The organism is Psychrobacter sp. DM4, from assembly GCF_051307035.1.
In the GTDB taxonomy this organism is placed as follows: domain Bacteria; phylum Pseudomonadota; class Gammaproteobacteria; order Pseudomonadales; family Moraxellaceae; genus Psychrobacter.
This window is the reverse complement of record NZ_CP195536.1, coordinates 2,760,997-2,784,047: the sequence shown is the minus strand read 5'-3', so window position 1 is coordinate 2,784,047 and position 23,051 is coordinate 2,760,997. Positions and strand designations below refer to the sequence as shown.

21 protein-coding genes, 1 tRNA gene and 1 pseudogene are annotated in these 23,051 nt (G+C 43.8%); 7 read left to right on the top strand and 16 right to left on the bottom strand.

Features of this window, described 5'->3' with window-relative positions; all coding sequences use genetic code 11:
- Nucleotides 1-103: 103 nt before the first annotated feature.
- Nucleotides 104-751: pseudogene (locus tag ACR64G_RS11945) on the top strand (ATP-binding protein); the annotation flags it as partial.
- A 9-nt stretch (nt 752-760) separates the two neighbouring features.
- Here ACR64G_RS11945 and ACR64G_RS11940 read toward each other — a convergent pair.
- From ACR64G_RS11940 to ACR64G_RS11925, 4 genes are all read right to left on the bottom strand, one after another.
- Entirely contained in the window at nt 761-1,444 is a 684-nt protein-coding gene (locus tag ACR64G_RS11940) for a phosphoglycolate phosphatase (protein WP_435979493.1), read from the bottom strand.
- 44 nt (nt 1,445-1,488) lie between these two features.
- Entirely contained in the window at nt 1,489-1,989 is a 501-nt protein-coding gene (locus ACR64G_RS11935) for a DUF4385 domain-containing protein (RefSeq protein WP_435979492.1), read from the bottom strand.
- A 174-nt stretch (nt 1,990-2,163) separates the two neighbouring features.
- A tRNA-Phe gene (locus ACR64G_RS11930) sits at nt 2,164-2,239 on the bottom strand.
- A gap of 113 nt (nt 2,240-2,352) precedes the next feature.
- Entirely contained in the window at nt 2,353-2,775 is a 423-nt protein-coding gene (locus ACR64G_RS11925) for a hypothetical protein (RefSeq protein WP_435979491.1), read from the bottom strand.
- A gap of 219 nt (nt 2,776-2,994) precedes the next feature.
- On the opposite strand from ACR64G_RS11925, the gene hisB reads away from it, so the two are divergent.
- The 4 genes from hisB to hchA all read left to right on the top strand — a co-directional run bounded on the left by hisB (nt 2,995) and on the right by hchA (nt 5,885).
- Nucleotides 2,995-3,633 carry an imidazoleglycerol-phosphate dehydratase HisB gene (hisB, locus tag ACR64G_RS11920; RefSeq protein ID WP_435979490.1) on the top strand — a complete coding sequence of 213 codons (639 nt, stop codon included), beginning with the start codon at nt 2,995-2,997 and terminating at the stop codon, nt 3,631-3,633.
- Nucleotides 3,633-4,277: an imidazole glycerol phosphate synthase subunit HisH gene (gene hisH / locus ACR64G_RS11915; protein ID WP_435979489.1), complete on the top strand. Its 645-nt coding sequence runs from the start codon at nt 3,633-3,635 to the stop codon at nt 4,275-4,277. Before hisB ends, hisH begins: the two co-directional genes overlap by 1 nt.
- 88 nt (nt 4,278-4,365) lie before the next feature.
- Nucleotides 4,366-4,743, top strand: coding sequence for a hypothetical protein (locus tag ACR64G_RS11910; RefSeq protein ID WP_435979488.1), 378 nt, complete (start codon nt 4,366-4,368; stop codon nt 4,741-4,743).
- A gap of 239 nt (nt 4,744-4,982) precedes the next feature.
- On the top strand, nt 4,983-5,885 hold the full coding sequence (gene hchA / locus ACR64G_RS11905; RefSeq protein WP_435979487.1) for a glyoxalase III HchA: 903 nt from the start codon (nt 4,983-4,985) through the stop codon (nt 5,883-5,885).
- Between the two features lie 85 nt (nt 5,886-5,970).
- Here hchA and ACR64G_RS11900 read toward each other — a convergent pair whose 3' ends face one another.
- Complete coding sequence (locus ACR64G_RS11900) at nt 5,971-7,290, bottom strand: valine--pyruvate transaminase (RefSeq protein WP_435979486.1); 1,320 nt, start codon at nt 7,288-7,290, stop codon at nt 5,971-5,973.
- 435 nt (nt 7,291-7,725) lie between these two features.
- On the opposite strand from ACR64G_RS11900, the gene ACR64G_RS11895 reads away from it, so the two are divergent.
- Together ACR64G_RS11895 and ACR64G_RS11890 are read left to right on the top strand one after the other, a co-directional pair.
- Nucleotides 7,726-8,868, top strand: a complete 1,143-nt coding sequence (locus ACR64G_RS11895) for an XRE family transcriptional regulator (protein WP_435979485.1) — start codon at nt 7,726-7,728, stop codon at nt 8,866-8,868.
- The gene (locus tag ACR64G_RS11890; RefSeq protein ID WP_435979484.1) at nt 8,865-9,347 is read left to right on the top strand and encodes a DUF4411 family protein; all 483 of its coding nucleotides are present in this window, start codon (nt 8,865-8,867) and stop codon (nt 9,345-9,347) included. The genes ACR64G_RS11895 and ACR64G_RS11890 overlap by 4 nt, the downstream gene beginning before the upstream one ends.
- 357 nt (nt 9,348-9,704) lie before the next feature.
- Here ACR64G_RS11890 and ACR64G_RS11885 read toward each other — a convergent pair whose 3' ends face one another.
- The 11 genes from ACR64G_RS11885 to ACR64G_RS11835 form a co-directional block, all read right to left on the bottom strand.
- Nucleotides 9,705-12,320 carry an ABC transporter permease gene (locus tag ACR64G_RS11885; protein WP_435979483.1) on the bottom strand — a complete coding sequence of 872 codons (2,616 nt, stop codon included), beginning with the start codon at nt 12,318-12,320 and terminating at the stop codon, nt 9,705-9,707.
- Nucleotides 12,298-13,005: an ABC transporter ATP-binding protein gene (locus tag ACR64G_RS11880; RefSeq protein ID WP_435979482.1), complete on the bottom strand. Its 708-nt coding sequence runs from the start codon at nt 13,003-13,005 to the stop codon at nt 12,298-12,300. Before ACR64G_RS11880 ends, ACR64G_RS11885 begins: the two co-directional genes overlap by 23 nt.
- A complete protein-coding gene (locus ACR64G_RS11875; protein ID WP_435979481.1) occupies nt 13,005-13,814 on the bottom strand; it encodes an arylesterase in 810 nt (269 codons plus the stop codon). Before ACR64G_RS11875 ends, ACR64G_RS11880 begins: the two co-directional genes overlap by 1 nt.
- A 482-nt stretch (nt 13,815-14,296) precedes the next feature.
- Nucleotides 14,297-15,553, bottom strand: a complete 1,257-nt coding sequence (locus ACR64G_RS11870) for an MFS transporter (RefSeq protein WP_435979480.1) — start codon at nt 15,551-15,553, stop codon at nt 14,297-14,299.
- 361 nt (nt 15,554-15,914) lie between these two features.
- A complete protein-coding gene (gene nqrM, locus ACR64G_RS11865; RefSeq protein WP_435979479.1) occupies nt 15,915-16,160 on the bottom strand; it encodes a (Na+)-NQR maturation NqrM in 246 nt (81 codons plus the stop codon).
- A 113-nt stretch (nt 16,161-16,273) separates the two neighbouring features.
- Nucleotides 16,274-17,788, bottom strand: coding sequence for a sodium:proton antiporter NhaD (gene nhaD, locus ACR64G_RS11860; RefSeq protein ID WP_435979478.1), 1,515 nt, complete (start codon nt 17,786-17,788; stop codon nt 16,274-16,276).
- A 193-nt stretch (nt 17,789-17,981) separates the two neighbouring features.
- Nucleotides 17,982-19,118, bottom strand: coding sequence for an FAD:protein FMN transferase (locus tag ACR64G_RS11855; RefSeq protein WP_435979477.1), 1,137 nt, complete (start codon nt 19,116-19,118; stop codon nt 17,982-17,984).
- A gap of 289 nt (nt 19,119-19,407) precedes the next feature.
- A complete protein-coding gene (locus ACR64G_RS11850) occupies nt 19,408-20,208 on the bottom strand; it encodes an SDR family NAD(P)-dependent oxidoreductase (RefSeq protein WP_435979476.1) in 801 nt (266 codons plus the stop codon).
- Nucleotides 20,209-20,437: 229 nt separating this feature from the next.
- Nucleotides 20,438-21,673, bottom strand: a complete 1,236-nt coding sequence (nqrF, locus tag ACR64G_RS11845; protein WP_435979475.1) for an NADH:ubiquinone reductase (Na(+)-transporting) subunit F — start codon at nt 21,671-21,673, stop codon at nt 20,438-20,440.
- A 97-nt stretch (nt 21,674-21,770) separates the two neighbouring features.
- Nucleotides 21,771-22,379 carry an NADH:ubiquinone reductase (Na(+)-transporting) subunit E gene (gene nqrE / locus ACR64G_RS11840; RefSeq protein WP_317200678.1) on the bottom strand — a complete coding sequence of 203 codons (609 nt, stop codon included), beginning with the start codon at nt 22,377-22,379 and terminating at the stop codon, nt 21,771-21,773.
- Nucleotides 22,379-23,050 (bottom strand): NADH:ubiquinone reductase (Na(+)-transporting) subunit D, encoded by a 672-nt coding sequence (locus ACR64G_RS11835; RefSeq protein WP_435979474.1) that lies wholly within the window; start codon nt 23,048-23,050, stop codon nt 22,379-22,381. The genes nqrE and ACR64G_RS11835 overlap by 1 nt, the downstream gene beginning before the upstream one ends.
- Nucleotide 23,051: the final 1 nt, after the last annotated feature.

Here is a 23,051-nt window from a genome sequence, read left to right as displayed (position 1 = left end):
TTATGACAGCTATTACTGGTAATATTTGACATTTAATTTAGGCAATAATATGCTTTAGGCCAAAAAAAATACTTTAATTATGACATCTATTGTTGGAATTGACAGCGGCTCACGACCTAAACCTGGGGAGATTACCCTTGCTAATAAAGGGGTTTTGTTCCTTGATGAGTTACCTGAATTTGAGCGTACGGTATTAGAAGTACTGCGCCAGCCACTAGAAGCCAAACAAATCACCATTAGCCGCGCCAACTCTCAAATGACCTTTCCGGCCAATTTTCAACTGGTGGCCGCGATGAATCCTTGTCCTTGCGGTTATGATGGTGATGCATCAGGACGTTGTCGCTGCCGTCCTGAGCAGATTAAGCGGTATCAAGACAAGCTATCAGGACCCTTGTTAGATCGCATTGATTTGCATATTACGGTGCCAGCGTTACCGATAGCTGACCTACAAAGCGCTCAAGCAGGAGAGAGCTCGGAGCAAGTGCAAACCAGAGTGTCAGCGGCTCATCAGCGCCAGTTAGCACGGCAAAATAAGGTCAATAATGAGCTAAGTCCCAGCGAGCTTGATGAACATGTTCAATTAGGGGAAGGCGAGCAAAAGATACTACAGATGGCGCAGCAACGTTTAAATTTATCAGCGCGCGGCTATCATCGGGTATTGCGGGTCGCGCGTACTATCGCAGATCTCGCTGATAGTATCGATATTACGAGTGCTCATGTGTCTGAGGCGCTCAGTTACCGTAGCAAATGACGCTATCAACTAGACTTTTTCTTTTACCAAATAAGTCAATAAATCTGCAAAGTTATCGAATGCTTGAGTAGGCTGACTGTCCCGAATATCTTGACCGTAGTTGTAGCCATAAGAGAGCGCTAAAGTATCGATGCCAGCGTTTTTACCTGCCAGCATATCATTGATAGAATCGCCAATCATAAATGCTTGTTCAGCAGTAAAACCTAGCGTCTGACAAGTATGGAGCAATGGGGTAGGATCAGGTTTTTTAACCAATAAGCTATCGCCGCCGAGCACGCTTGAGAACAGCGGCGTCCAACCGAAGCTCTCTAGTATTTTGGGAACAAAGCGTATCGGCTTGTTAGTGACCAATGCTAGCGTATAGCCCATATCTTTTGACTGGCGCAACCCGCTATCGACATCAGGATAAGCGACTGTTTTACTATCACTGATATTATTGTAAGCTTCCAAAAATATAGATTCAGCATGATCTGCCTCTTTTTGTGTCAACGCACCCGCTACAACTTCTGTTTTACCGACTAGCGCACGCTCGACCAGTAAACGTGAGCCATTACCGACCCATTCTTTAATAGTATCCAGCGAGTAGATGGGTTTGCCAAGCTCTTCTAACATCGTATTGGTCGCATCTGCCAGGTCAGGAACGCTGTCAATTAACGTACCATCAAAATCAAAGATTAAAAGTTGCTTATCCATTGTGTTACCTTTTATTTATAGTATTAGTTGTTGACGTGTCCGTCTTACTCTATCTCTTTATAACGCTCGCGATGCTCTTTTTTCATTCTAAGATAGTCCTCATTAGCGCGGCAGTCGTCCCACTTCACTTTAAAGATACGTGCTGATTCTGCTTTGACTGGGTCTTGCTCTTGACGAGGTAACTCATCACGCCCATGCGCGCCACTTTGACCTTTTTTATCATCAGGGACCGCCCCTTTGTACTTCTTACCGCCTTTGTGATTGGCGTAACGACGAGCACGGGTAAAGCCCATTTGAATAAATTTGCGCGCCATATCCGCACCAACAAAGTCATCATCTGCTAAGTAGTCCAAAAACATCTGATAAATTGTCTCACTACTCTCAGTGGCAATATCAGGCGTAGCAAAGCGCCAATGCGGCAGAATCTCAGATTTATAGGGTTCTACGAGTAATACGCCTTGCTCACCTCGCCCCACACGATACAACTCAGGCTGCGCGCGCAGATCTAAATTCTTATAGTCTAAATCATAATCAAACTCTCTCATCTAAACGCTCCTATCGTAGTACCCTTTATCAGTAGTGCTAATCAGTATACTGAGCAAGTCATAATGGAAAGTAGCGTAAAAGTGTTATGAATGAGTGTCTATTTTGAACAATTACCAGCCATAAAAAAGCCCCAAACATAGCTGTTCGGGGCTTTTTTGAATGAAGTTAACGAATGGTGGCTCGAGGCAGGATCGAACTGCCGACACACGGATTTTCAATCCGTTGCTCTACCTACTGAGCTATCGAGCCGTCTTCGTTGAGGTCGCTATTAAACTAAATATACGCGCTAGTGTCAAGTCATTTTTGCCTTTTCTACTATAATATGAGCAAATAGAACCACTCACTCGAGTTGTGACGCGCAGTTAGTCTTTGACGCGTAGTAGCTCATAGTCGTTCATAATCTTATGAATGTTGCTATCTACAGGGACAAACTGGCGCACGCCTTTTTTGACTTCCGCATCATAAACCAGCTTGATAAACTTAGCATCGATAGCACGGCCACGATTTTGCTCATGAATAGTCAGATATTGTAAACGTTTGGCATCGGTTTGCCCGTCGTCAAAGCAGCCCACCGCAGCGATAGGCTTGTCATTGAACATACCGACATACAGATACTGTCCGCGCTTAAAGCCTTGCTCAATAATGTTTAAGATAGCTTTACCATCTGGTTGACTATCGTCGCTATCATAGAGCGCTTGCAAACGTTCAGCTAATTCATTATCGCGGGCAGGCTTCTTGATTAGCTTTGCATCCAAACTATTAATAGCAATGGCTTCTAGGGGCATCGTCGAATCCTATAACAGAGTACTTTTATAAAGGTAAAAATCACAAATGGGAGAGTATCATTGATAATACTAAACGCACTATTTTAGCAGAATAGCGCGAGCTTTACGCGCGTGCCATAGCTGTTTTAATACCGTTTTGCTATGATAGCGCTACTTATCACTATCATCTTACAAATACTATCTTAAAACATCAAAAATTATTTTATATAGAGAGCCGTCATGTCTACTGATGCTAACCAAAATTCGATTCTAAACCAATATGGTCGTCCAGCACGTATCGCTACCGTCGAGCGAAATACGGCTGAGACGCAGATCACTTGTACCGTCAATCTGGATGGTACGGGACAAGGAGTGGTCGACACGGGCGTCCCGTTTTTGGATCATATGATCGATCAGATCAAGCGTCACGGTCTATTCGACTTAGACATAAAATGTGTGGGTGACACTTTTATCGATGATCATCATAGCGTCGAAGACACGGGTATTACGCTGGGTCAAGCATTCAATAAAGCACTGGGTGACAAAAAAGGCATTCGTCGTTATGGACATTTTTATGCGCCACTCGATGAAGCCTTGACCCGCGCGGTCGTTGATTTATCGGGTCGCCCAGGTCTACACATGGATATTCCCTTTACCCGCTCGCACGTTGGTCGTTTCGATGTTGATCTGTTTAGTGAATTCTTTTACGGTTTTGTCAATCACTCGTGGATGACGGTGCATTTGGACAATCTCAAAGGTAAAAATAGTCACCACCAAATTGAGTCCACCTTTAAAGCGTTTGCTCGTGCGCTACGCATGGCTTGTGAATATGATGAGCGTGCATTGAATACTTTGCCGTCAACCAAAGAGGCGTTTTAATGAGCAAAGTCGTTAAAATTGCACTATTAGACTACGGTATGGGCAACTTGCATTCAGTCAGTAAAGCACTAGCGAATGTTGGCGCAGACGTGTCTATCACTAACGACCCAAAAGTCGTCGCTAGCGCAGACAAAATCGTCTTTCCGGGTGTCGGTGCGATGCGCGATTGTATGATCGGCATGACGGATGCGGGCATTGACGACGTCGTGCGCAAGGCCATATTTAACAAACCTGTCATGGCGATTTGCGTCGGTATGCAAGCCCTATTTGAGCAATCAAGTGAGAATGGCGGCACAAACTGTTTGCGCATCTTGGATGGTACAGTAGAAGCCTTTGATCCGACGTGGCAAGACGCACAAGGCGCGACGATTAAAGTGCCGCACATGGGCTGGAATACCATTACAGGTATGGATTTGGCGCATCCGTTGTGGAATGGTATTGATGATAATCAGCATTTTTATTTTGTGCATAGCTATTATTGCGATCCTGCTAATACGACTCAAACTGCCGCCATTTGTGATTATGGTCAACCGTTTTGCGCGAGTATCATTCAAGATAATTTATTTGCCACGCAGTTTCATCCAGAGAAGAGTCATACTGCGGGCTTGCAACTGTTAAAGAACTTTGTAGAGTGGAAAGTGTAGTTGGATAAAGAGTAAATTTAACGGTAGGGTGGGTTAGCGTAAGCGTAACTCGCCTTTTTTATTATTTATAACAAAATTTGAGAAACAAGTGGATTTTCAAATCTTCAAAATCAATATTATCGAAGTAACGGGCCTTGCCAAAGATGCGCTGCATATCTATGTCGGTGTTGGCGTGTACCTGATTTGCTTGCTTATTCTACGTCCTATTTTTAAAGGGCAAGGTGTCAGAACCTTTATGGCACTAATCGTAGTGACTAGTATTGCTCTATTAGGTGAGTATCTGGATAATCAAAACACGATTGACGCGCTAGGCGTAACTGGTCTGAGCCGCGGACAACTCACTGGCAGTATCCGTGATCTAATTAATACATGCTTGCTACCATATATTATTTTTGCATTAAATAAGTGGACAAGTATTTTTCATCCTACCGTATTACCCAGTCAGTCCTTGAGAAAACGTCCTTAGTCTTTAGAACGTTGACACTCTCTAATGTCTATTAATCAATCCTGACCACATATAAATAAGCACATAAATGGCTTCCAAAATAGCTGTTATTCGACTGCTCGCTGTAACTTTACAACCTCCACTTTACAAAGATTACGAAACATAAAAACTCTCCTCTATTTAACGTCGCTTCCTTTTGTTACTTTAAACGTATCATTTTTAATGATTAAATCCATATAAGTAATAAAAAAGGAAAAACTATGAATATCCAAGACCTCTTAGACAAAGCCAAAGATACGTTAGGGTTAGAGCCGCAAGAAGTGGAGGCAGGCATTTATATTCCCTCGACATCATCGCTTAAATTGGCAGCGCCGAATAAAACCAACTACGATAATACCGAGTACGATACGCCTTATGCTGGCAGCAAAAAAATACTCATGGTCTGTACCCAAGAGCAATATATGACCATGGAAAACGGTAATAAGTTTGATACCGGTAACCATCCTGTAGAGATGATGGTGCCTTTATTACACTTTAAAAAAGCTGGTTTTGAAATCGACGTGTTTACGCCAACGGGCGAGTCTGTCAAAGTCGAGCAGTGGGCAATGCCAAAAGAAGATGAAGACGTTAAAGAGATTTATAACGAGTACGAGTCAAAACTTGAGAATCCAAAAAGTATCGCTGACTTTGTCAAAAATGACATGGCTGATAGTAGTGACTATGCCGCAATCTTTATTCCGGGCGGTCATGGCGCGATGCTAGGCTTACCCGAAGATAAAAACCTCGGTGAATTGCTCCGTTGGGGTCACAAAAAAGATCTATTTACCTTGTCATTATGTCATGGCCCTGCGGCTTTATTGGCGGCTAGTTTAGATGGTCCTGACAAAGACGATAACGCTAAGCAAGACTTTATCTTTAAAGGTTATAAGCTAGTCGCGTTCCCTACGGGTATGGATAAGCAAATGCCAAAACTAGGTTACCTGCCAGGGACGATGCCATGGTACTTTGGCGATAAGCTAGAGAATCTAGGTATGACGATTAGCAATAAGCTCGCCTCAGGACAGACGCATCAAGATAGAAAGCTGATCACAGGTGATGGACCAATGGCAGCTAATGAGTTTGGTAAAATGAGTGCTAAAGCGTTACTAAAAGCGCTCAGCTAAACTGTTTTGATACAGTAATTGTATTAAAAAACGGACTATTTAATAGTCCGTTTTTTCGTTTTCAAAGACACGACTTTTAAGCTATCTATTTAGCCTTATCATACAACTCTCTTACCACCTCACCAATCACCGCAATACCTTTAGTCAACGTGTCTTCATTGGCGGCAATACTCATACGAATACACTCATGCGCGTGCTGATAATCGCTAATATCGACACCAGGGAAGAAGTATTCACTTGGCACGATAAGCGTGCCTTTTTCTTTTAGTATTTCATACAGCTCAGAGGTACTAATCGGCAAATCCTTAAACCATAGCCACAAAAATATCGCGCCTTCTGGCTTATGAATCACTAGCGGATATTCGCCTAATTCCTTTTTAAGTAGTGTAACTGCTGTCTTAGCTTGCTGCTGATAGAACGGCTTGATCACGTCGTCAGATAATTGCTTGATTCGATCATCGGCGACTAGTGGCGTCGCAATCGCTGCGCCAAAACGTGTCGGCGCAAGATTAACTACCGCATTCATCGCGCTGACCGCTTCGATCACCTCGCTATCAGCGACGATAATACCCGTACGCATACCGGGCAGACCAATCTTCGATAAGCTAAAACAAAGAATCGTATTATGATCCCAGCTCAGATGCGCGTCTGAATAGATAATATTAGGGAAGGGCATACCGTAGGCGTTATCGATAATTAGCGGTATCTCATAGCGCTTGGCAATCTCAGTTAACCGCGCCATCTCTTCATCGGTCAGCACGTTACCCGTTGGATTGGTCGGACGCGAGCAACAAATCGCGCCAATACGACCTTCAACTAGCGCGGGCAAGTTTTCTAACGCATCAAAGTCTACGCGATATTTAAAAAACCCTGCTTCGCCATCGTGAGTGACTTCATCGATATGTGGTAATACGGCTGCGAAATGCTGACCTTCGACATGCACATCGCTATAGCCGATATATTCAGGGGTTAATGGCAACAAGATAGATTTATCGATAGATTCGTTCTTTTCGTCAACGAAAGCACCACCAAATAGATTAAACAGATAGAAAAACGCATTCTGTGAGCCATTGGTCAGGGCGATATTTTCTGACGTTAAATTCCAGTCATAATGACGGTTAAAAAAGCCAACCAAAGCTTCGATAAAAGCCGCATCACCCTGCGGATTAGAGTAGTTCGCCATGCTAGTGATAGCGCTACTATTGGCTTCGCCTGTATCATTGTCATTACCAAGTGCTTTATACGTCTCCAAAAACAGCTCATTGACAGCATCAATCTTGGCAGGATTACCGCCGCCTAGCATATTGACTGGCTGATCGCTCTTTAGCGCATCGCCTAAGTCATCCATCAATTGTGAAATGCCAGTGGGCTGGGTAAATTTCTGACCGAACTTTGAGAATTTCATAGCGTTACCGTGAGGTTGGTATTAGTTGTATAAAGTGGCGCTATTATAGCAAATGAGGGTTGTGTTGAACGAAAAAACGCTCACTAAGTTAATAGCGAGCGTTTTGGGTTTGCTGTTTTAGGGGCTTTGGAGCTGATCCTGCTTTTCGCTTGTAGTTGGCAGTCTGTAGCGCACAGCACCTTGCACAGTAGCGTTCCAACGTCCAAGCGACCACTCCTGTGCAAGGTGCTGTAAACGCCACAGCCTACCAAGCTACCGCTTCAATCTGGTCTAAACCGCTCTCCGAAGCGAGTATTGTTAGTAGCATTAGCTATTGATTAATTAATCATAAAGTAAAACGATCATACCTGTCAGGTACAATTTTAGGACGAAGATAATAAGAAAAGTGCTAGAATATAACTATATTAAGCTACCTTCAGTCGTATTGAGTTTCTTATGGCATATGCTCTTATCAATCCTGATATTATCAGCTGGGCTATCAAACGCTCAGGCTTAGCTATGTCTGAGATATCAAAAAAACTTTCTATAAGAGAAGAAAAGTTAGCTGAGATTGAACGAGGTAAAGAAGAAATAGCTTTTAGTAAGGCCAAACAGTTTGCCAAAATTACTAATATACCATTCGGTTTTTTGTTTCTGAATGAAATACCAGAAGAGGAAGCTCTTAGAATCCCCGATTTGCGGACTGTAGATAGTAAAGAATTAGAAAAACCAAGTAACGCTTTAAAAGAAGTTATCTGTATAAATCAAGAAAGAGTAGAATGGTATAGAAACTATTTGAAAGAGCAAGGTATAGAAAGAAATCCTTATGTAGGTTACTTATCCAAAGCTAACATGAATGAAATGATTGCTTTTCTGAATGAAAAGCTAAAGTCAGATAAGGCTAAAGATGCTAAGGACTATCATCGAAAACTAGTCAACTCTATTGAAGACTTAATGATAATGGTAATACAGGATAGTGATCTAGGTCATTATACTAAACCTTTGAATGTTGAGGAATTTCGAGGGTTTGCTATAGCTGATGAGGTTGCACCACTCATATTCATAAATACTGCGGATAGTTTAAATGCTCAATTATTCACTTTGATCCATGAATTGGCTCATATCCTCAAGGGAGAGTCAGGCGTTTCTGATAATAGTATATTTTCGGTAAATCCTACTGAGCAATTCTGTAATGCGGTTGCTGGAGAGTTCTTAGTACCTAAAAAAGAGTTCCATAAAAAATGGAGTGAATTACATAGTACTAATTTGGACTTAACTTTTGAGGTATTGGTGAAAAACTTCCATGTGAGCCGTCATGTTGTTGCAAGAAGAGCATTGGATTTAAACTATATTGATAAGAAAAAATATGATGAGTACATTCATAGAATTCGCGAAGAATTTCTAGCTAGTAAGAATAGGAGCGAAAGTGGACCTAGTTACTATGTAGTCAAAAATTTCAAACTTAGCTCACAGCTATCTCAAGCAGTTATTTCACAGACCTTGTCTGGGAGAATGCTCTATAGAGATGCTGGTAATATTTTAGGCACGAACCCTAGTAATATTGAGAAGTTTGCTCAAAAAGTAAGTATGAAACTATGAGGTATGTCTTAGATACTAACGTATTTCTTGAGGCAAACAAACGTTATTATGGTTTGGATTTTTGTCCTGTTTTTTGGGAATGGTTACGTGATCATGAGAATAAAGGGAATTTATATAGTATTCGATCAGTTTATGATGAACTCAAAGATTTTGGAGATGAATTAGCAGATTGGGTTAGACAGTATAATCATTACTTCCATTCTGAAAGTGATAATGCATGTCAAGAGAACTTCCGTATTATTGCAAATTTATGTCAATCAAAATATAATTTAGGTCATAAGAAAAATATAAATTTTTTAGGTTCAGCAGATCCTTGGCTGATTGCCAGAGCCATGACAGATGGTTCAACGGTTGTTACTGAAGAAAGGTATAAGTTACAAGGTGAGAAAATACTTATACCTAATATTTGTCGTGAAGTAGGTGTGGATTATATAAATACGTTTGAGCTACTTAGAGAGTTTGATGATTGTTTTAAGTGATTGTATGTGAATTATACTCTTATTTAAAATTGATGAAAATAATTTAACACTATTACTTTAATATAGATTCTTATGCTAGCTTAACATCAACCTAATGAGTTTTTTAGCCCTGATAGCAGCGGTTATCCTGACGGACTAGGCGAGTTGCGGACGTATCGTTTTGAGACGATATCGAGGTAACAGGAACGGCTCAAACGATAACGACCGCCTCGCCTAGACTGGCAGATAATAGCGGATAGCAGGATTAGCTACAGCAGATAAACCATAACCAACCTTCAATAAATCAACAATCAAAAAACCCCAATTAAGGGGTTTTTCTTTGCAAAGCCAAAATGGAGCACAATTTTTTAACGCTTCTCAAATCATAGCCCGAACCCGCGCCATAATCCCGCGCCCAATCACCAATCTTACATAAATAATAGCGATGCCTAATAGCAGAGCGACCAACGCTGCACCGCCAATCCCTAGGTTCATCCACGGTACGCTATAGCGCAGATTGAACCATTGCGTAATCGCAAGCCATGCCCCGACACTAGCGATAGTCACCGCAAACAGTGACGCGCTAACGCCTAGGACGCCAATCTCTAACATATTGAGCTTATACAGATCAGACTTTTGCATACCGAGTAGACGGAATGACGCACTCTCTTGCATACGATCTTGCGAAGTAGAGAGTAGTGAGCTGATGAGCACCATAATGCCAGTTAATAAGGCGAGTAAGGTGAACACATAGACCAAGCGGCTCATTTGCGTCACTAAGTCTTGGACTTGCTCAGCTATAGCTGTACCATCAATAGTGGTCACCGCAGGGAACTGGCGGACTAGCTCACCTTGCACTTTAGCGATGTTTGCCTCTGGTATATGCGCAGTAGCGAACTGGATTTGCGGAGCTGCGGACAATACATCAGGCTCAAACAAGAAATAAAAGTACGGACTAGGACCACGCTCAAATCTTGAGCGAATACTGGTGATTTGTCCGGTTAGCTCAATGCCTTGAATGTTAAAGACAATTTGATCGCCCATACCGACATCTAGCATATCAGCCGAAGTATCTAGGATAGATAACGGCTGTACTTGCTGTAGCTTTGATTGTTGTGGATCCTGAGCGTCGATAGGACTATAGAGCTCATTTTTGGACACCGTATCAACGATATACTCTGTATCCATCACCGTATCGGTATAGCTTAAATTAAACACTCGCGTCGGATCATCTTGATTATCAGGAGCCTCGATATCTGCCGCAGCTACGCCATTGGCAGTGACGACGCGCGCTCGAATCACAGGGTAGTAATCGACAGGTGCGGCGATGATTTGGTTGATATCATCGTGCTGTTCGGTTTGTACATCGAGCAGGAATATATTGGGCGCATCTTCAGGGTAAGCGTCAACGAACTGCGCGTTAATACTGTAATTCAAAGTCGTAATCAGCGTGAGTACGGCTACCGATAGCGCTAAAGTCACAAAAAATAGCGCCGATTGGTTACCTTTACGCGCCAGATTATGAATAGCGATACGCTGCATCCAACTGATGTTACGACGCTTAGCAATACTCGCAAGTAGCCATAACCACCCGCGTGCTAATAACCAAAACACCGCGACAAAAGCAATCAAGCCAATGAGTAATTGCGCAGAGAATATCCATGAGCCGACTTCATAAGCAAAGAACAGATATAGACCAACGAGCATAACGCTATACCAGAGCAGCGGCAGACGTTGATACCAAGATTGGTCGGTTGCAGCTTGGCTAGCCCCTTGATTGAGTAGGGTAGCAGGGGTAGTCGTGCTTAGCTCACTAAGACCGCGCTGCGTAATGACCATCGTTAATATGATAGCGATGATTAAGGTTTTGACAATACTAATAGGATCAATAGCCAAACCGACATCAGCAGGCAAGATAGCCGCAAGATAAGGCTGACCGATCTGTATGAGCCCTAAACTGAGCACCACAGCGACAATACTTGAGATAATAGAGGTGGTCAATAGCAATCGATAATAGCTGGCTTTGATCTGCTTAACCGGTTCACCCATCGCCATACGTATAGCGTTATTGGCTTGCTGCTTGGTGACAAAAGCGGTGATAACCCCGTACATCGCGACGGCTGATAGTAGCAATACCGCAATGACGAGTAGTTTTAAAAACATCAAGACGTTATCAGAGATACGCGAGACGGCGGTTTCCTCAGAATCGATATCAGAGAGCTGAATATCAGGATAGCTGGTCAACGTCTGCTCTAATTGCTCACCTAATAACGCTATAGTCTCATCATTACCTGCCATCTCTATACGATACCGCACGCGACTACGTTGACCGAGTAGCTCAGTGGCGGCTAGCGCATCCTCTTGCATTAGCACATGACCACCTAAGTCAAAAGCACTAAGCGGACGATCGGGCTCTTTGGTCAGTACATCGCTGATAGTGAATTGACCCTCACCGATACTGATGCGATCACCTACGCTTGCATTGAGACCTTGCAATACTTCTGGCGCGACAACTACCGTGTCAGGCTTCAGCTGTTGCCACAAGGGTTTGCCTGAGGCGGTCTCCGCTTTGCCATACAGAGGATAAGCAGGCGTGACCCCTTTGATACGCACCAGCAGAGTTTGCTCATCAGTCACGGCCATTGAGCTAAACTGATAATCGTAAACTATCTTGTCATCGGGTAGGGTGCGTACTTGCTCCAATATCTGTGCCGGCCACTCTTGATTACTCTCAAGTACCAGATCGCCACCGACGAGCGCGCGCTGATTATCAGTAATATAGCCATCGACTGACTGCTGGATAGAGTCGAGGGTGAGATAAGTCGCAAGCGACAAGGTCAAAGTAATCAGAAATAAGACAGGATACACCCAGCGCCGCCACCAGCTGCGGCTGAGGGCTTTGGTTCCTAAAGTAGACGTAAACATTTGACCAAATTTACCATGAGATTGGTTAGTATTATTGTGAACACTATTATCCATTAATTGTTGATCCATCTATCATTCCGTCGTGCATGATAATCACTCGATCCGCCATCTCTGCAAGCGCAGGATCATGAGTCACTACGACGAGTGCCGAACCGGTTTGCTGACGCAGATCTAACAACAGTTGCATGACTTGATCAGCATTTTGTTCATCTAAATTACCCGTAGGCTCATCAGCGAAGACAATTTTTGGTCGTGAGACCAGCGCACGTGCGACGGCAGTACGTTGCTGCTCGCCCCCTGATAGTTGACTTGGCAAGCTATCACGGCGATGACCGAGCCCAACGGCTTCGATGAGTTCATCAACACGCGCTTGATCAGGACGACGTGCGATATCTAGCGGAAACGCAATATTTTCAGCGACGGTTAACGTTGGTAATAGATGAAAGGACTGAAACACAAAACCCATATCGCGCTGACGAATAGCCGCTAGCGCGTCTTCATCAAGTGTGGTGAGCGGCTGTCCTGCTAATTCAACCGAGCCACTATTGGGGTAATCTAATGCGGCAAGTAAGCCAAGCAAAGTCGATTTACCTGAGCCTGATTTACCCATGATGACCACAAATTCACCCGCATTGACATAAATATCGACGTCTTTAATAATAGTAAGCGCGCGCTCACCTACCGAGACAGTTTTAGTTAAGCCTGTGGCACGTAGTAGTACTTCTTTGTTATCACTATTTTCTAGTTCAGTCATTATGAGTTCTCTGTAGCGGTAGTTTTAGTGGCTACCATTTTTTCAAGCTCAGGCTTCAGCACAGGCAAAATATTATTATCGACGATAATGGCATAGCCCTCTTTAGTCGGATGAATGGCATCAGCCTGATTGAGAGTAGCAATACCGCCTACGCCCTTTAAGAAAAAAGGAATCATCGCCAAATCCATATCTTCAGCGATACGCGGGTAAATGTCTGAGAACGATCTGACGTAATCGTTGCCTAGATTGTCATAGATCTGCATACCACCTAATATGACCTCGCTACCATTGTCCTGTAGGTGGGTCACCGCAGTGCGAATATTTTTTTCAATCGTTGCCACATCTAGACCGCGAATCGCATCGTTAGCGCCGATAGTCAGAATAGTAATATCAGGTTTGGTTTGACTCACCCAGTCCAAGCGATTGACCAGACCAGTACTGGTCTCACCGCTGAGCCCTGAATTGACTACAGTAGCATTGACATAGCCCATCTCTTTTAACTTATCTTCTAATTGAGCGGGATAATTGTCATCAGGATCAACACCCAAGCCTTCGGTCAATGAATCACCAAGTGCCAATATAGTAATAGGCTGCTCTATAATAGTCACACTGGTTGGTTCTGTTTCACGTGAAACAGATTCTATGTTGGCAGTTTCTACTTGAGTCGTATTTGTGATAGGAGCGCTAACGGTGTCGTCAGTAGTCTCCTCAGCGGCTGGACTACAGGCAATCAGAGACAGGCTAGCTAATAGCGCTAGGCTAATTGTCTTTAGTGATAGGAATGAAAAAGGTTTTAGAGATAGGGACATAGCGGTTCCGTTACGGGGCTGTTTTTATTGTCTATTAGCGTTGATAGACTATAGTAGCAATTTTGCGGCTAGTAGCTTGTCTAGGATTGGTGAGTGTTGTTTCCCAACTTTGTCGTTTGAAGTATGGATCAAGTCTGCCAAGCCGTCTCTTGCATTAATAGCGTGGGGCGCACTACCTGTTTTGATAAAAGCAGGTAATACTTGCTCGTTGAGTACCTTTAAGTAACGAGCAACGGCGGGTAGTAAGTCAGCCTGAGTTGCATTATCTGTTGCTGTTTGTCCATTAATAGTATTTATATAATATAGTCAGTTCAATATGAAAAAGATACAGCGGGACTGGGATGAATTTTTTGCAGCCTCTGTCGGCGTAGGCACAGCAAGCCAGAAAAATTTATACCAGTTTCGCGTTATTAAGTAACGCATCCATTTTATTTAAAATTGACTATAGCACTCATAATCATCCCTTTTATAATGCTCAAGACTTAAGCGGCGCGTCCATCAATCATCATAGGGCGACTAATCAGCCAAGCAACGACGACGTTGATAATCATCAATGCCGATATCAATAGTAGCGGTAAGCTCCAATCGCCTGACGTTTCATGGAGCCAGCCTGCACCAAGTGGACCAAAAAACGCAATCAAATAACCAACTGTCTGCGCCATACCAGACAGCTCGCTGGCCTGATTGGGGGTATAGGTTCGCAGTGAGAACAGCATCATACTCAAAGTAAAGATCGCCGAGCAGCCCGCGCCCATCATTCCTGACCATAGCCAAGCCAGATCAGCTGACAGATAGCTCATACCCAAGACACCGACTACGTTTAGTACCGCTGCGAGCACCGTCAAAGCCTGAATCGGGCGACCGCGGTTGACCAGCCACGTCAAACTGATAATGGCGACCGGCGCCATAAACTGAAACACTGAACCCATTTGCCCCGCTTTGATGGCTGTCAATCCTTTGCTGACCCAGATCGAAGGCAAGAAACTAGCGACCGTATAATAAAGCAGAGACTGCAAACCCATAAACACGGCAATCTGCCAAGCAAAAGCGTTGCGCCATATAACGACATCAGATGAGCTTTGTGCTGCTAACGGCGCGGCTAATTTGTTAGAAGATCCTAAGCGCAAACGCAAAAACATCCAAATAATTAGCGCTAGAATTCCCAAAAACGACCAGCCGCCTAACGCCCATTGCCAACCGATATACTCGGACAAAGGCAGTACGATACCTGCAACGATACCGGCGATGACCGTCATAGTCAGGCTAAATAGACCGGTAATTAGTGGGATATGCTTGGGCGTACGTTGCTTGATCACAGGTGCGGCCAACGTATTAGCAAAGCCAATCGCCAAAGTCAGCATGATCGTACCACTCAAAAACCCCGTCCATGTCGGTATAACAGAGCGTACCACCATACCAAAGGTCAGCAGTGCAATCATAGCAATCAAAGTATTCTCAAGCCCAAAACGCTTACCGATAGTGGGCGAGATAAATGACCCGACGGCAAAGCCCAACATCGGCACTGCGCCAAGCCAACCAATCTCCGCTTCAGAGATATTCAGTGCTTCTTGCACAACAGGAGCGATGGAGCCTAGCGCTACTATAGGCGCGCGCATGTTGGTCGCGAGCAGAACAATCGCACACAGCACTATCCAAAAGGTAAATTTTGACGATGGCAAGCTAGAGGAGGGGCGAGTATCTGCGTTTGATCTGAGCGGGGAGTGAGGTGAAGTAGACATAGCAACAGGGCTACCATTAAATAGGTCAGTATAAAAGGATTAACAAATGAGCACTTTTAAAACGACGATAAAAAAATGCCACTTATAAAGTGGGCAATATAAAAATAGCAATATAAACCACAAAAACTCTTCACCTTCAAAAGGCAAGAGTGACAGGGCTGGGTTATCGTAAAGGAAGATAAGAGGTTGTAGTAGCGTTGAGTATCAAACAACACTGAGCACTATTGTATATCTACGAGAGACTATATGCTACCAGCGTTAAGTAACTGAAATAGCCTATATGAATGATGATTGGTCACAGAGTCTAGATAGTGAAATACTCAAGTTTGAGACAGAAGTTATGATTAAATAAAACCAGAGGTTAGACAGATTTGCCTAACTTGGCGGCATTGAGAGAGGTCGCTTGTTGCTCTGCAATCAGTGAATCGCACTTATTAGGATCATCACCACAAAACGAGCACTGCTCATCGCCCATCAGTTTGGCCACGCCGCCACAAGAGCCTTTTAACGGTTGTTTTTTGAACATGTAACCAATGCCCATAAAGATAAAAAACAGTACAAATACGGTAAAGGTAATGGCGAACATTGGAATTAATTGACTAAGCATGGAGGTGACCTCGACTCATATCAGACCATCTATAACTGTCGATGATCCTAAAATTGATAGCTCTATTCTAGCACATGTAGTCGAGTTAAATATCAATAGCTTAACGGCTGCTTTTACATGGTATGTATCAGGATATAAGTCGCCGCACCTGCCAGATAACCGACTAGAGCAAGACCACTAATACGTTTGAGATACCACATAAACGGAATTTTCTCCATACCCATAGCGGCCACACCAGCAGCCGAACCGATGATTAGGCAGCTGCCGCCCACGCCTGCACAATACGCCAAAAAGTGCCAAAACTTACCATCTTGCATAAACTGACTTTGACGCGCCAGCTCATCACCTGTGAGTCCTGCCATAGCCGCATCGCCTAGTAACGGATACATTTTCATCGCACCAGCGACGAGCGGTACGTTATCGACCAGCGAGGACAACAGACCGATCAACACATTGATGACATATAAGTTACCAAAGGTATTATCCAGCCACATCGCCATATCAGTTAAATGTCCAGCAGTCGCCAGTCCTGATACTGCGAGTAGAATGCCTAAAAAGAACAAAATACTTGGCATATCAACGCGGGTGAGGACACCGACAACGGTCATATGCTGTTTAACATACCAATCTTGATGACGATGCATGAGTTCAGTAAAGACCCAAAGTACTCCAACGCCGAATAAGATACCCATGTAAGGCGGTAGATGAGTGACGGTTTTGAACACAGGAACAAAGGCTAGTGCTCCCAAACCGAGCGCCAAGACGCTTAGACGCATTCTATTGGTAATAACGTCGCTAGGCTCTACCGTTACCGCGCTGCTATTAGCACTCAATGGGGTAGTAGAGGGCATAGTAGCAGGTATATCGATACCATTGATGGCAGAAGCCGTCGCCGTCGTCGCTGTATAATCACCCAGATAGTTGGTGTTGGATGAGAGTACAGGTTCTTTGTCATCCACAGGGCGTAGTACTTTCTTGCCCTTAAAGATAACCGTTAACATAATGAGCGGTACGGTTGCTGCTACCAAGCTTGGGACAATCAAATCAACGATGATGCGACTAGCCGTAATCTGACTACCAATCCATAGCATAGTCGTTGTCACATCACCAATCGGAGACCACGCGCCGCCCGCATTGGCGCAGACGACCACTGTACCGACGAACCACCAACGCAGCTCTTTGTCAGCGACCAGTTTGCGTAGCAGTGATACCATCACAATAGTGGTAGTCAAGTTATCAAGTAGTGCTGAGAAGAAGAAGGTCAGCGCCCCGATTGTCCAGAGTAGCGTAACCGCATTAGTGGTTTGAATACGACTGGTAATCGCATAAAAACCATCATGAGCATCGATCAATTCAACGATGACCATTGCACCCATCAAAAAAAACAAAATTTCAGCAATCTCAGCCAAATGATGACGTAGCTCAGCGTTCAATAGGATTGTGGCGCCAGGACTATTGACAGCGGATAGATCTTCAACGAGTAAGGTATCTGATCCAATGACTAGTAGCGTCCAGATGATAGTTGCCGTTAGTAGTGCAGAGGCCGCCTTATCAACGTGAAAATTATGCTCTAAAGCAATAGCGATATAGCCAAGCACAAAGACCACAGCCATCAAGGAGTAAATCATTAAGTACCCTTATTTGTAATAATACGGTAACAACAGTTAACCAAAGGGAAATAGTTTAACTATTTATGTTAGACATTACACGCAGTAATAATGACTTGATAAATACAAGCAAAATCTCATGAAAAATAACAGATTAGCTATCAGAAGGATGACTTGAAGTTAACCTTTTAAAGGTGACAACAAGTAAAACGTACTAATCAACTTGTCCTGCTCTAAGCGTCTTCATAGCAGGAGTCTGCACCATCTTCCAATTTTCTAAGCGATTTGAACCTACTTCATCAGCTTTATTAGCATTAATCACAAACAACGCTGCTAAGTTTTGTTGTTTAGCAGTCATTAATGCTTTGTCATAAGGCATAGCAGTCAATGCCGTTGCCCACGCATCAGCAAGCGCTACCGAATCAGCGGCGATGGTTACCGATGGCGCGCCGCCAACGATAGGCTCGCCTGTCGTAGGGTCTATCGTATGGCTATAGCGTTTGCCATCAAAGGTAATAGAGTTACGATAGTTACCAGAGGTTGCCAGATGCATTGCACTACCGACGGGTTGACGAATAGCTGCAATAGTTTGGCGTTCGCGGACTGTACTGTCCTCAATCGGCGCATCGATAGCAATTTGCCATGGCTGCTTTTGCACGCTAACGCCAGAGGTCGCCACCTCCCCGCCAATCTCAACCATATAGTTACGAATGCTGTAGTCCTGTCTTAACACATCAGCGATGACATCGACACCATAGCCTTTTGCTACCGCAGAAAAATCAAGACCGACGCCGTCCTTAGTTTTATATAAGACGTTATCCTTTTGCACGATACTATCGAAATCTACCAAAGCTTTTGCCTCTGCAATCTCTAGGGCAGTTGGCGGACTTTGCAGACGCTCGACGGTCATCGTACTACCAAAGCCCCAAGTCTCTATCAACGGCATGACGGTAGGATCAAAAGCCCCAGCTGATTGCTCATAGACCTGACGCGAGATTTGTAACACATGGCTAAAGTCTGCATCGATCGTTAAGGGGGTATCCGCCGTTAGTCGATTAAAGGTAGAAATAGTTGAGTTATCTATATAAGTGGACATGCTATCGTTGATCTGCTCCAAGCGCTGATCAATAGCGGTTTGAATCTCACTTTCGTCAGTGTCGTCTGGCAGCTGGTAGCTAATATGGTAGCTAGTACCCATGGTCTCGCCGCTCAAATAGTTATACTCGGGCGCTTGCTGGCAGGCGCTTAAACTTAAAAGACTGGCAATAGAAAAGGTAATAACGATAGCTTTATTATTGAAGGCATAAGAATTACCAAAGGTATAAGAGGCGCAAGGTTTAGAGTTTTTCATAAGGGCTTTTGAATAAAATAGGGGCAAATGTAGGACACATTTTACACCCCTTCAAAGACTCAATGCCAATAAGTATCTTTGTAAGTCAAATAGTATGTATAGGGCGTGTCCTAAATCTGAACGCCTCAATCTAAAAGATAATATCTCAATGGGTTAAAAATGGCTAAATCTTGTCATGCAGCGTTAAATAACTGGTAAATATCTCGATACTATCTGCGTTATTTTCCTTATCTGACTATAATTTATTTCATTTTTATCACCATTTTTGAGATGAGGACATGCTCTAGTCTTATTTGACTTGTGACTTACGAATAAGTTTATAAAGTTTAGGCGGTGATATGCGATTGACTCTCATGGCCATTTTTTCTTTAGAGCCGGCGACGGTGATGTATTCTTTGCCGTTGCCTAAGGCTTTTGTTACTTGCTTTGCAAACTCAGTAGCACTCAAACCTGCATTGGTCGCCTCATCCATTGTACCTTGTGCGCTACCATCACCTGTCAAGGCATTGATTGAGACATTGGTTTTGATAAATCCTGGAAATATAGTAGCGACATCTATCCCTTGATCGTATAATTCGGCGCGTAGACTATTTGCCCACATATGGAGCGCCGCCTTGGCTGCGCCATAAGCACCGCGATACTGCGTACCAATTAGACCGGCTACGCTTGAGATCATGACTACCTTGCCGCCGCCTTGATCAATCATATCTGCTAGTACCAACCTCGTCAGCCGCGTTTGAGCGAAATAATCTATCTCCATGATTTGGCGTTCAACTTCTTCATCCGTGTCCATAATTAGTGAGCGTTGAGAGATACCGGCGTTATTAATAAGCCAATCGACTTTACCTGCTTGCATTTTGACCAACTGATACGCTTGTTTTGCCTGTTCGCTATCAACAATATCAAAAGGAATCACGATGTGTTTGTGCGAACGTTTGCACTTGTCTTTGACATTCTCTAACTTTTGGCGATCGCGTCCACTCAAAATGATGGTCGCACCTTTTTTGGCAAAAGCAATGGATAGGGCAGTACCAAGCCCACTTGACGCGCCTGTGATCCAAATAGTTAGGTTTTTGAATTTGGTTTTCATAAGCATCCTTTCTTACAATGTTGAGCGATTATTATTAAGTGATTAGTATTGAGCGATTATTGTTGAACGACTAGTAATAAGTGCTAAAGCTAAGTTTTGAGATACGCATAGCTATTTATAGTGAGACAAAAAAAAGAGCCTCAATGGAGACTCTTAATTTAGCACAAATTATAAAGCGAATAGTATCTACTTAATAGCTAAACGTAGTCACTGTTTTCAGTCATCTACTCTAACCACCAAAGTCATCAAGCATAATGTTTTCGTCTTCTACGCCCATGCTGTGTAGCATATCGATGACAGCGGCGTTCATCATTGGCGGCCCGCACATATAGTATTCACAATCTTCTGGGTTTGGATGATCTTTTAGATAATTTTCAAGTAAGACGTTATGAATGAAACCAGTCGGTCCATCCCAATTGTCCTCTGGCGTTGGATCCGATAACGCTACATGCCACTCAAAGTTATCGAACTCTTCATCGAGTTGATCAAAATCTTCGACGTAGAACATCTCGCGTACAGAGCGCGCACCGTACCAAAAGCTAATCTTACGATCTGTATGGAGACGTTTGAGCTGATCGAATAGATGCGAGCGCATTGGTGCCATACCAGCGCCGCCGCCAACAAAGATCATTTCAGCTTCAGTCTCTTTGGCAAAGAACTCACCATAAGGACCAGATACGGTTACTTTATCACCAGGTTTTAAGCTAAACGTCCACGATGACATCTGCCCGGGTGGGATGCTGTCAGGACCACGCGGCGGCGGACTTGCGATACGGATATTAAATTTGATGAGACCTTTTTCATCAGGGTAGTTAGCCATAGAGTAAGCACGGATAACAGGTTCATCAACTTTTGATACATATTTAAAGATATCAAATTTTTCCCAATCTTCGCGATATTCCTCAGCGATGTCGAAGTCTTTGTAGTGCACTTCATGGGGCGGCGCTTCAAGTTGAACATAACCACCTGCGCGGAAGTTCACTTCTTCGCCTTCTGGGATTTTGAGTACCAGCTCTTTGATAAAGGTTGCTACGTTGTCGTTGGAGACAACTTCACATTCCCATTTTTGCACATCAAAGAATTCAGGATCGATCTCGATCTCCATATCTTGCTTGACCGCAACCTGACACGCTAGGCGCATATGATCGCGGATCTCGCCTTGGGTAAAATAACCTTCTTCAGTAGGCAAGATAGAGCCGCCGCCTTCGATAACGCGGCAACGACACTGCGCGCACGTACCACCGCCGCCACAAGCTGAAGACAAAAATATCCCTTCGCTGGCGAGAGTCTGTAGTAATTTGCCGCCTGCTGGCGTGACCACATCATTAGCAGGATCTTCGTTGATGCGAATAGTTACGTCACCTGAGCTGACCAATCTTGAGCGCGCTGCCAAAATAATGGCAACCAGACCCATGATGATCACGGTAAACATAGCAACGCCACCAATCGCCGTAGCATAATCCATGATAGGTATCCTTAATAGGTAGTAGCGGCGTAAGAGCGCACTTTGCCTCTCACACCGCTACCTTATAAATAAATGAACAATTAATAAGGGTTTAAGTTTAAATCGACATACCACCAAAAGACATAAAGCCAAGTGACATAAGGCCTACTGTAATAAAGGTGATACCCAAGCCGCGAAGAGGGCCTGGAATGTCTGAATATTTAAGCTTTTCACGAATACCAGCCAAGGCAACAATGGCGACGGCCCAACCAAAACCTGCACCAACACCATAAACGACTGACTCACTAAAGTTATAATCTCGCTCAACCATGAACAGTACGCCGCCCAAGATGGCACAGTTTACTGTAATAAGCGGTAAGAACACGCCAAGCGCATTGTAGAGAGCGGGTACGAACTTATCTAAAAACATCTCTAGAATTTGAACCGTTGCAGCGATAAGACCAATATAGCTCAGTAAACCTAAGAAACTTAGATCAATACCGGGAAAGCCCGCCCAACCTAGAGCACCATCTTTTAGGATGAACTGAAATAGCAAGTTGTTAAGCGGTACGGTAATGACCATAACCACGATGACGGCAACCCCAAGACCAATAGCGGTCGAGACCTTTTTTGATACGGCCAAAAAGGTACACATACCTAAGAAGTAGGCTAGCGCCATATTCTCAATAAAGACCGAGGTTATAAATAAACTAACATAATGTCCCATCAGTGACCGCCTCCGTGTGCCATGCCTTTAGATTGCGGCTTCATAACAAAGTCAGCTTCTTCGATTTGTTCAGGTTTCCAAATACGTACGATGGCAATGAACAGACCGATAATAAAGAAAGCAGATGGCGGCAATAGTAGTAGACCGTTTGGTAAGTACCATCCGCCGTCTGATACTGGCTGCAAAATAGTGATGCCAAACCAAGTTCCCGAGCCTAATATTTCACGAATAGTCGCGACAAATAATAGTACCGCAGAGTAACCAAGGCCATTACCAATACCATCCAAAAAGCTCGGTACGGGTGGGTTGCTCATCGCAAAGGCTTCAGCTCGACCCATGACGATACAGTTGGTAATGATTAGACCGACGAATACCGATAGTCCTTTACTGATATCATAAGCGACCGCTTTGAGCACCTGATCAACCAAGATGACTAGCGAAGCAATGATCGTCATCTGCACGATAATACGAATACTTGAGGGAATATTTTTGCGAATTATAGAGATAAAGAAACTAGAAAACGCTGTCACCAGTGTCAATGCCACACACATAACCAATGCGTTGGACATGTTGGTTGTCACCGCTAGCGCCGAACAGATACCTAAGATCTGTAAGGCAATAGGGTTATTATCAAAAATAGGCGAGGTTAAAATACCTTTTGTGTCAGCCATG

Excerpts from the sequence above, each read along its gene's own strand:
- ACR64G_RS11940 (WP_435979493.1), bottom strand. The coding sequence starts at position 1,444 with ATGGATAAGCAACTTTTAATCTTTGATTTTGATGGTACGTTAATTGAC.
- ACR64G_RS11935 (WP_435979492.1), bottom strand. The coding sequence starts at position 1,989 with ATGAGAGAGTTTGATTATGATTTAGACTATAAGAATTTAGATCTGCGC.
- ACR64G_RS11925 (WP_435979491.1), bottom strand. The coding sequence starts at position 2,775 with ATGCCCCTAGAAGCCATTGCTATTAATAGTTTGGATGCAAAGCTAATC.
- hisB (WP_435979490.1), top strand. The coding sequence starts at position 2,995 with ATGTCTACTGATGCTAACCAAAATTCGATTCTAAACCAATATGGTCGT.
- hisH (WP_435979489.1), top strand. The coding sequence starts at position 3,633 with ATGAGCAAAGTCGTTAAAATTGCACTATTAGACTACGGTATGGGCAAC.
- hchA (WP_435979487.1), top strand. The coding sequence starts at position 4,983 with ATGAATATCCAAGACCTCTTAGACAAAGCCAAAGATACGTTAGGGTTA.
- ACR64G_RS11900 (WP_435979486.1), bottom strand. The coding sequence starts at position 7,290 with ATGAAATTCTCAAAGTTCGGTCAGAAATTTACCCAGCCCACTGGCATT.
- ACR64G_RS11895 (WP_435979485.1), top strand. The coding sequence starts at position 7,726 with ATGGCATATGCTCTTATCAATCCTGATATTATCAGCTGGGCTATCAAA.
- ACR64G_RS11890 (WP_435979484.1), top strand. The coding sequence starts at position 8,865 with ATGAGGTATGTCTTAGATACTAACGTATTTCTTGAGGCAAACAAACGT.
- ACR64G_RS11885 (WP_435979483.1), bottom strand. The coding sequence starts at position 12,320 with ATGGATCAACAATTAATGGATAATAGTGTTCACAATAATACTAACCAA.
- ACR64G_RS11880 (WP_435979482.1), bottom strand. The coding sequence starts at position 13,005 with ATGACTGAACTAGAAAATAGTGATAACAAAGAAGTACTACTACGTGCC.
- ACR64G_RS11875 (WP_435979481.1), bottom strand. The coding sequence starts at position 13,814 with ATGTCCCTATCTCTAAAACCTTTTTCATTCCTATCACTAAAGACAATT.
- ACR64G_RS11870 (WP_435979480.1), bottom strand. The coding sequence starts at position 15,553 with ATGTCTACTTCACCTCACTCCCCGCTCAGATCAAACGCAGATACTCGC.
- nqrM (WP_435979479.1), bottom strand. The coding sequence starts at position 16,160 with ATGCTTAGTCAATTAATTCCAATGTTCGCCATTACCTTTACCGTATTT.
- nhaD (WP_435979478.1), bottom strand. The coding sequence starts at position 17,788 with ATGATTTACTCCTTGATGGCTGTGGTCTTTGTGCTTGGCTATATCGCT.
- ACR64G_RS11855 (WP_435979477.1), bottom strand. The coding sequence starts at position 19,118 with ATGAAAAACTCTAAACCTTGCGCCTCTTATACCTTTGGTAATTCTTAT.
- ACR64G_RS11850 (WP_435979476.1), bottom strand. The coding sequence starts at position 20,208 with ATGAAAACCAAATTCAAAAACCTAACTATTTGGATCACAGGCGCGTCA.
- nqrF (WP_435979475.1), bottom strand. The coding sequence starts at position 21,673 with ATGGATTATGCTACGGCGATTGGTGGCGTTGCTATGTTTACCGTGATC.
- nqrE (WP_317200678.1), bottom strand. The coding sequence starts at position 22,379 with ATGGGACATTATGTTAGTTTATTTATAACCTCGGTCTTTATTGAGAAT.
- ACR64G_RS11835 (WP_435979474.1), bottom strand. The coding sequence starts at position 23,050 with ATGGCTGACACAAAAGGTATTTTAACCTCGCCTATTTTTGATAATAAC.